This is a genomic window from Dorea acetigenes (assembly GCF_025567385.1).
Classification (GTDB): Bacteria; Bacillota; Clostridia; order Lachnospirales; family Lachnospiraceae; genus Claveliimonas; species Claveliimonas acetigenes.
The window spans coordinates 9591-16597 of the sequence record NZ_JAOQJU010000014.1 but is presented as its reverse complement, the minus strand read 5'-3'; the positions used below and the strand labels follow the sequence as shown (position 1 = coordinate 16597).

The following is a 7007-nucleotide window of genomic DNA, read 5'->3' as shown; positions in this document are numbered from 1 at the left end:
CCGCCACGGATTTTGTTATGGATTTCTTCTTTCCGGAAAAGAATTTATTGTCTTTCCACAGCGCAAAGGCACAGTCCCGGTTATCACAAAAGAATCCTTTTTTGTCCTCATATACGGTTCCGCCGCATCGGGGGCAGGCGCCGACAGCTTCACGCCCGTTTCTCTTTGCATCTGGGAACAGACCGGTAAAACATTCCTCCGGGGCGGTATGGGCCTTGACAAGCGCCCGGCTCATATCTGCGATCCCATCCATGAAATCTTTTGCCGGAACTTCGCCGCGCTCCACCTGCTTTAACATGGATTCCCATTCCGCGGTGAGCATGGGCGATTTGATGTTATCCGGCAGGACCAGAATCAGGTTCGTACCTTTTTCCGTGGGGATAAGCTGCTTTTTCTTCCGCTGCACAAATCCGGCAGAGACCAGTTTCTCCAAAGTAGCCGCACGGGTGGCCGGGGTGCCTAATCCTTTGCGCTCGGCGTCCTCCGGCATGTCCTCGGTGCCGGCGGTCTCCATAGCTGCCAAAAGGGAATCCTCCGTATAATGCTTCGGCGGGGAGGTTTTGCCCTCCCGGACACTGGCAGAAACCGTTTCAAAAATCTGCCCCTCCTGCAGCACGGGAAGGGAGGCGTCTGTATTCTCGTCATCCTCCGGTTTGGATTGTTTCAATCCCATGCGGTAGAGGCGTTCCACTTCCTTCCATCCGGCCTGTAATACGGTTTTTCCTTTTGCCGTGAAAGAACGGTCCCGGCAGTCTAAAACCGCCGTCACCGCCTCGAACCGGTGCGCCTGAGCCGTGGCAGAAAGCAGCCTTGCGGCGATCAGCGTCAGTACATCCTGTTCCCCGGAGGGAAGCTCCGATAAATCCGTCCGGGCAATCTCCACCGTAGGGATAATGGCATGGTGGTCGGTGACTTTGCTGCCATCCGTTACGCGGTCAATATCCGGTTCCCCTGCGCAGCCCTTTCCAAAAGGCATATGATCCCGCAGCCAGAGAACCAGAGAAGCGGCGGTTGCCTGCATATCCTCGGTCAGATACTGGCTGTCCGTCCGGGGATAGGTCGCCAGCTTTTTCTCATAGAGGGATTGCACATAGTCAAGGGTCTGCTGGGCCGTATAGCCATAGATACGGTTACATTCCCGCTGCAAAGTCGTCAGGTCATACAGGCGGGGCGGCTGCACCGTCTTAACCTGCTTCTCCACGGACAGCACCGAAGCGACCTGCCCGTCACAGCCCATACGGATTTTTTCAGCTTCATTTTTCCCGGACAGCTTTTCCCCAGAGGCAGTAAAGCCGCCGCATGTGATCTCCGGCACATAGAAGGGCTTGCTCGTAAATGCCTGGATATCCGCCTCCCGCTGTACCAGAAGGGCCAGCGTGGGTGACATGACGCGCCCCACATTCAGCGTGACGCCATACAGGACAGAGAAAAGCCGGGTGGCGTTAATGCCGATCAGCCAGTCGGCTTCAGCCCGGCAGACCGCCGCGTCATAGAGCTTATCGTAGTCGCTGCCAGGACGCAGGTGCTCAAACCCGTCACGGATTGCCGCGTCCTCCATACTGGAAATCCAGAGGCGTTCCATCGGTTTCTTGCATCCGGCGTGTTCATAGACCAGACGGAAGATCAGTTCGCCCTCCCGTCCGGCATCGGTAGCGCATACCACGGAATCCACCCGTTTGTCTTTCATCAGCCGGCAAAGAAGGTCAAGCTGCTTTTTCTTATCCTTCGACACTTCGTATTTCCATTCTTCCGGCAGGATCGGCAGATCACCATAACCCCATCTGGCATACCGTTTCCCATAAGCCTCTGGCTGCGCCAGTTCCAGAAGGTGTCCCACGCACCAGCTCACCAGATAACCCCCGCCCTCCATGTAGCCGTCTTTTTTCTCATTCGCACCCAGAACCGCCGCCAGCGACATGGCGACGGAGGGCTTTTCTGCAATTACTAACTTCATTCCTATAACCTCCATTTCTTTGAATTAGAAAAGGCAGCATAGCCGCTGCCCTTTATAAGCTCGGCTCCTGTCTGGTTTTATGTCTTTCTTTGGGTTCCTTTGCCTCTTTCTCCTGAATCTTTGCTTTATTTTCGGAAAGACGCTCTAAAAGACCTTTTTCCTGTTTTCGTCCCAGGGTTTTTGCTGCCCGGTCATAATACTGCACCTTATCAGAAAGTAAATCCTCTGGCAGCACCTGGGTAGCATTCACTTCTTTTACCATATTCTCCAGTTCTTTAGTCTGCATGTTCCCGTTATCCGGCACAAGGATAACTTCATGGGTCGATGATGGGAGGACATAAAAATCAGAACCAAGCAGCTCGCCGATTTTATCCAGTACGCCGTCTCTTGCCAGAACCCCGGCGCCATTTACTTTATTCTGGTTTGTCAGGATATACATAGGTATCATTTCAGATTCTAATGGTTCCGTCTGTTCAAAAAGATTCTCAGGCTTTACGGACAGCATTATTTCTGACATCACATCATCCATTGTGTATAAACAGACAGGATTCCGGGCGTTTTCTGCTGACACCGTATCGTGGTGAAGCTGCTCTGGTGTAATTCCCCAAAGATTCAACATATCATTTGTAACAACAGCGGAAGCCGTTCCGCTGCTGTCCTCCATGATCTGAATACGGTAGGTTGCCGCCAGTTCCCCACATGCGGTATGGGGTTTATCTTTCAAATATTCCTGATTCTTTTCCGGGTCGCACAGACGGATCGCAAGCAGCGGCCTGGCTGTTTCATAATCCTGAAGTCCTTTCACATCAATAGGAAGTTCCAGGCTGTTTTCCACTTTTATCTGTGCAATTTCCTTCATAATGTCGTCCATCGGGCGACCTTTGCCAAACTGTTCCTCATAGTGTTCCAGATAAATGGACGGTGCAGCCGTTTCATCATCCTTTCGGATGATAAGCCCTGTAAGAATCCGGTCATTTCCTTTGGTGACTTTTTCAAGGGTTATCTTTGCATCCTGATAGTCCACCGGCAGATATTCCCGGATATGGTTTTTTATATTTTCTGCAAATTCCTGATTCATTCGTTTTCCTCCCGTTTTCTGTTTTCTAACCATTCATCTTCCTGCTTTGCGGCCTGCATAAGACACATCAGCACAACGCCGGCAGACATTCCCCCGGTGAATGTAAGAAAGTGTGTAATCATGTTCCACATAAAAAATCCTCCTAAAAAATAGGTAAAGAAAAACGCCCACCGAAAAGTGAGCGCATCATCAAGTATCAGTTATCCATTTTTTCATTTTCTTTTCGCAATGGGTTGGCCTGGCAGAACAATCTCCCCGACAGGGATTTCCCGCAGTACCTTTTTCATCTGGTGGGCAAACCGGATTGTCCTCACCGTGCCTCCTTTTTCCCTCCCGTCATACACAGCGATCACCCGGTCAGAGTGTTCTACCATGTAGCGGTTCCGGTGGGAATAGACGCTGGGGTGGTATTTCTCTTGCATGACAACAACATCCGCGCAAGCCTCCAGCATTTCATAAGTCCGGCCCTTTGCCATCAGGCTGTCCAGGCGCTTTTGATAGGGAATGACAGCAATCAGCTCCAGCACCGGATTTGTCTTTTTCTTCTCCAGTACAATCTTGGCAAAATACTGGTCCACGCCGTCTGCGAAGCCGCTCATAAAGCGGGTAAACCCGTCCGCAACAGCAGAATCAATTTCACGCCGCAGGGCGGTCTTTACATGGTTGATCTCTTTCTGGGGTAAATCCCTGTGCCCGGTGACACAGCAGGTCTTTCCTTCCATTTTTATTCCTCCGTCCGATAGGTATTATTCTTCACTTTTCATATTGTAATAGATTTAATTTAGTAAGTCAACGAAAACACCCTTTTTCCATTTGCGAATAATGCAAGGTCGTGAGGTACAATCTATTACAGAATGGGAGGTGAAGGCGATGTATGAAGATTTTGTCCCGGAACGGCTGGCAAAGCTGCGGACACAGAAAGGCGTATCTGCGCGCGATATGTCTCTATCGTTAGGACAGGCAAACAACTACATCAACAACATTGAAAACAAAAAGTCACTTCCCGCCATGCAGTCTTTTTTCTATATCTGTGAATACCTGGGTGTAACACCGCAGGAATTCTTTGATGAGGGTAACACCTGCCCCGAAGCCTTGCGGGAATTTATCGCAGAGGCGAAACAGCTCGACTCCAAATCCATGCAGTATATCCTCGGTATTATGAAAGAACTCAATAGCAGAAAGTAAGCGGTCACGGTGCTGGCCGCTTTATTTGTAAATTTTTTTCGTACCCCTTGCATAAATCCCACAAAGTGGATATACTATAAGTAAGAAAGTAAGAATTTCCTACTTTCAAACTTAAAGCAAAGGAGATGATCGTATGCTGGCCGAATTGCGTCAAAAAGCCCAGGTCACAATTCCAAAGGAAATCATCGTTAAACTCGGTCTGTCCGAAGGCGATAAACTGGACATCTTCGAGAAGGACGGTTCCATCTGCATCATGCCGGTGGTTGTCTACCCCAAAAAATATTTAAGCGAGCTTAAAGAAGAAATCGGGGATGTAAAAGCAAAAATCGCATCCGGGGAGCAGCCTGTCTTTGACAGCGTGGACGCCCTGTTTGACAAATTGGAGGCGGAATGATGGCGTATGAGTTTACCTTTACGCCCCGTTTCCAAAAGCATTTTAAGGGTCTGACCGTACAGGAGAAGAAGCAGCTTAAAAACAAGCTGGAACTTCTGGCCGAAAATCCTTCCCATCCGTCGCTGCGCACTAAACGCATCCAGGGAACCACGGATCTTTTTGAGTGCAGCGTCAACATGGACATCCGCATTATCTGGTATTACGAAGGCGACAAAATGATTATCCTGGTGGACGTAGGGCATCACGACATATTAAAGCAGTTTTAAGCAGCAGGGCGGTACGCTATGACAGTGTACCGCCTTTTGCTGCCTTCTGCCTTTCTTTTATTGTACCCTGCAATCTTCCTGATATGCCCAATCTCACTACCGGCGATAATTCCCTAATTACTCTCTAAAAGTCACTTTTTTATTTTCCTGTACTTCCAAATCCGCCTGTGCCGCGCTGCTCGCCAAGTTCGGTAACAAAATCCGCGATCACAACCGGGGTGATCACAAGCTGGCCCACGCGGGAGCCTTTGGAAAGCTCCTGCGTCTGATTGCTTACATTACTGATGATCGCATGGATTTCCCCACGGTAGCCGGAATCCACAGGAGGCAGTTCACAGACCAGCCCTTTTACCGCCATGCTGGTACGTGGGAACACATAGCCCGCATAGCCGTCCGGCACTTCAATCCCGAATCCAAGAGGAACCTTTGCGATCTCTCCCGGCTGCAAAGTACAGTCATAGGGCATGTAAACATCCGCACCTGCATCGTTCCCATGCGGACGGAAAGGGCGGCGGCTCTCTGGCACGCCAAAGTCAATCAGTTTGATCTTCATGCGCGCCTCCTTCAAAAAGTGCCGGATAGTCCGCTTTCAGAAGATCCTCCGGCGTCATATCCGCATCTATTTTTCTGCCGCAGGTCATTTTCCCCTCCAAGCATTTGTCCTGCTGGCAGAACGGCCCTGTAAGACCGGGGGCAAACAGCGCCGGGCTTAACGAATAAAGCTCCTGCCAGATTTTCAGGAGCACGATCCGGGTCTCGTCCGTATTGCGCCGGCATACCCGCTGGCCGATGATGTGTTTCCACTGATAGGGGGTGGCGCTGATCATCAGCACATTCCGAAGCCCTTGGGGCGTGGCATATCCCGCCGCGTCATGGCCGATTCCTTCGGCGCACAGCTTTTCGTAACAGTCCATGCCTTCGTGGCAGCTTTTTAAGTACAGTTCCCGGACCGCAACCGGGGCGGCCAGAATCTCATAGGGCACGGCAAAATCTGCCTGCCCCGTATAATTGCTGTACTGTAAGGACGCACTCATAAACTTTACTTCGTTCTGGTGTCTGGTGATCTGCGACAGGAATCGCCTGCTTGCCCCCACAACAGCAACGGTGATCACCGCAAATTTCTGAACCGTGGGGTGCGGAAGACCGCTGATTGCCGCCACGGTATTCTTATTGAACGATTTTTCATAAAGAGCCATCAGATCATCCATTGTAGTGATCCGGTGGCCCCTTTGCGTGAGACGGGCAGCAAAGACCATGTTTTTCTCGGCCTCCGCAACCGCCTGGCAGTTCAAAATCTTCACTTCAATTTGGTTGATTGGTATGTCCCTCCTTTACAATAGCTTTCAATAAGAACAGATAGTTGAGGCTGTCTGTGATCTTTTCATTCCATGTGCTTATATCGTAATCCGTATCACCATCAAAGCACATGTCATACAGAGAGACGATATGCTTCGCTAGCATCCCGGCAAGGGCACGCTCCGGCGTGGTATGCTGCAAAGCTGCCGCCGCCTTAAAAGCCCCCAGCCGGTCCGTATCGTCCCCGGTGTATTCTTTGGTTTTCTTTTGCAGAATGTCAGCGCAGAGCTGCACCTGCTCGTCAAATACGGCATTGACTTCCTTTTGTGTGATATGGCATCCCTCCTTTGAAAATGAACTGTCCCGAATTTTGTCTATTATTCGGGACAAATTTATATAAAGTTCCCGGCATTATGCGCTGGGAAGGTAGATCCAGTCGTGCATCAGGCACACACTGGGTTCGTCCTCCCTGGGTACCATATGGTAGGTACATTCTCCGTACACGGTCCGCTTGTCCTCAATCTCCATGCCATACGCCTTATAGAAGCGGTATTCCAGGTTGGAAATGATACAGCGGAGCGTCTGCAGTGCCTCCCGCTGTGAGGTCACGATCAGATCCCGGTCAATGCTGCGCTTTAAGAACAGCAGGGATTTATAAAGCTGTACCTCTGTCCGGTAAGGGCGGCAGTCCATATGTTCCAGCCAGCCGCTAAAAGCCACTGGCCCGCTCTGGATCACATCACGCTCCGGGTGGTAATACTCGTAGCAGTCCAGGTTTGCCGTGTTCAGAAGGTAGAGCATTTCCCGGACCTCATTTTCCGGCATATCATAGAA

Annotated in this window: 11 protein-coding genes; 3 read left to right on the top strand and 8 right to left on the bottom strand. The window is 50.6% G+C overall.

Annotated elements, in window-relative coordinates; genetic code table 11:
* The 4 genes from OCV99_RS11310 to OCV99_RS11295 all read right to left on the bottom strand — a co-directional run.
* On the bottom strand, positions 1-1954 hold a 1954-nt coding region (locus tag OCV99_RS11310), incomplete at its 3' end, for a DNA topoisomerase 3 (RefSeq protein WP_262575482.1).
* Positions 1955-2006: 52 nt separating this feature from the next.
* Complete coding sequence (locus OCV99_RS11305; RefSeq protein ID WP_055221089.1) at positions 2007-3032, bottom strand: DUF5688 family protein; 1026 nt, start codon at positions 3030-3032, stop codon at positions 2007-2009.
* A complete protein-coding gene (locus OCV99_RS11300; protein WP_074925882.1) occupies positions 3029-3163 on the bottom strand; it encodes a DUF3789 domain-containing protein in 135 nt (44 codons plus the stop codon). Before OCV99_RS11300 ends, OCV99_RS11305 begins: the two co-directional genes overlap by 4 nt.
* 81 nt (positions 3164-3244) lie before the next feature.
* On the bottom strand, positions 3245-3754 hold the full coding sequence (locus OCV99_RS11295) for an SLOG family protein (RefSeq protein ID WP_055221090.1): 510 nt from the start codon (positions 3752-3754) through the stop codon (positions 3245-3247).
* 148 nt (positions 3755-3902) lie between these two features.
* On the opposite strand from OCV99_RS11295, the gene OCV99_RS11290 reads away from it, so the two are divergent.
* The 3 genes from OCV99_RS11290 (at position 3903) to OCV99_RS11280 (ending at position 4877) form a co-directional block, all read left to right on the top strand.
* Positions 3903-4217 carry a helix-turn-helix domain-containing protein gene (locus tag OCV99_RS11290; RefSeq protein WP_033143530.1) on the top strand — a complete coding sequence of 105 codons (315 nt, stop codon included), beginning with the start codon at positions 3903-3905 and terminating at the stop codon, positions 4215-4217.
* A 133-nt stretch (positions 4218-4350) separates the two neighbouring features.
* Positions 4351-4611 carry an AbrB/MazE/SpoVT family DNA-binding domain-containing protein gene (locus tag OCV99_RS11285; protein WP_033143531.1) on the top strand — a complete coding sequence of 87 codons (261 nt, stop codon included), beginning with the start codon at positions 4351-4353 and terminating at the stop codon, positions 4609-4611.
* Positions 4608-4877 (top strand): type II toxin-antitoxin system RelE/ParE family toxin, encoded by a 270-nt coding sequence (locus OCV99_RS11280; RefSeq protein WP_006861304.1) that lies wholly within the window; start codon positions 4608-4610, stop codon positions 4875-4877. Before OCV99_RS11285 ends, OCV99_RS11280 begins: the two co-directional genes overlap by 4 nt.
* 139 nt (positions 4878-5016) lie before the next feature.
* Here the strand turns inward: OCV99_RS11280 and OCV99_RS11275 are convergent, their stop codons facing one another.
* The 4 genes from OCV99_RS11275 to OCV99_RS11260 all read right to left on the bottom strand — a co-directional run.
* Positions 5017-5430, bottom strand: a complete 414-nt coding sequence (locus OCV99_RS11275) for a dUTP diphosphatase (RefSeq protein ID WP_055221092.1) — start codon at positions 5428-5430, stop codon at positions 5017-5019.
* Entirely contained in the window at positions 5411-6193 is a 783-nt protein-coding gene (locus OCV99_RS11270) for an FAD-dependent thymidylate synthase (RefSeq protein ID WP_262527060.1), read from the bottom strand. Before OCV99_RS11270 ends, OCV99_RS11275 begins: the two co-directional genes overlap by 20 nt.
* Positions 6180-6563: a hypothetical protein gene (locus tag OCV99_RS11265; RefSeq protein ID WP_242856451.1), complete on the bottom strand. Its 384-nt coding sequence runs from the start codon at positions 6561-6563 to the stop codon at positions 6180-6182. Before OCV99_RS11265 ends, OCV99_RS11270 begins: the two co-directional genes overlap by 14 nt.
* 21 nt (positions 6564-6584) lie before the next feature.
* The coding region (locus OCV99_RS11260; RefSeq protein WP_158370663.1) for a hypothetical protein at positions 6585-7007 on the bottom strand (423 nt) is incomplete at its 5' end.

Bases quoted from the DNA above. Each gene is read 5' to 3' on its own strand.
- OCV99_RS11305 (WP_055221089.1), bottom strand. From the start codon at position 3,032: ATGAATCAGGAATTTGCAGAAAATATAAAAAACCATATCCGGGAATAT.
- OCV99_RS11300 (WP_074925882.1), bottom strand. From the start codon at position 3,163: ATGTGGAACATGATTACACACTTTCTTACATTCACCGGGGGAATGTCT.
- OCV99_RS11295 (WP_055221090.1), bottom strand. From the start codon at position 3,754: ATGGAAGGAAAGACCTGCTGTGTCACCGGGCACAGGGATTTACCCCAG.
- OCV99_RS11290 (WP_033143530.1), top strand. From the start codon at position 3,903: ATGTATGAAGATTTTGTCCCGGAACGGCTGGCAAAGCTGCGGACACAG.
- OCV99_RS11285 (WP_033143531.1), top strand. From the start codon at position 4,351: ATGCTGGCCGAATTGCGTCAAAAAGCCCAGGTCACAATTCCAAAGGAA.
- OCV99_RS11280 (WP_006861304.1), top strand. From the start codon at position 4,608: ATGATGGCGTATGAGTTTACCTTTACGCCCCGTTTCCAAAAGCATTTT.
- OCV99_RS11275 (WP_055221092.1), bottom strand. From the start codon at position 5,430: ATGAAGATCAAACTGATTGACTTTGGCGTGCCAGAGAGCCGCCGCCCT.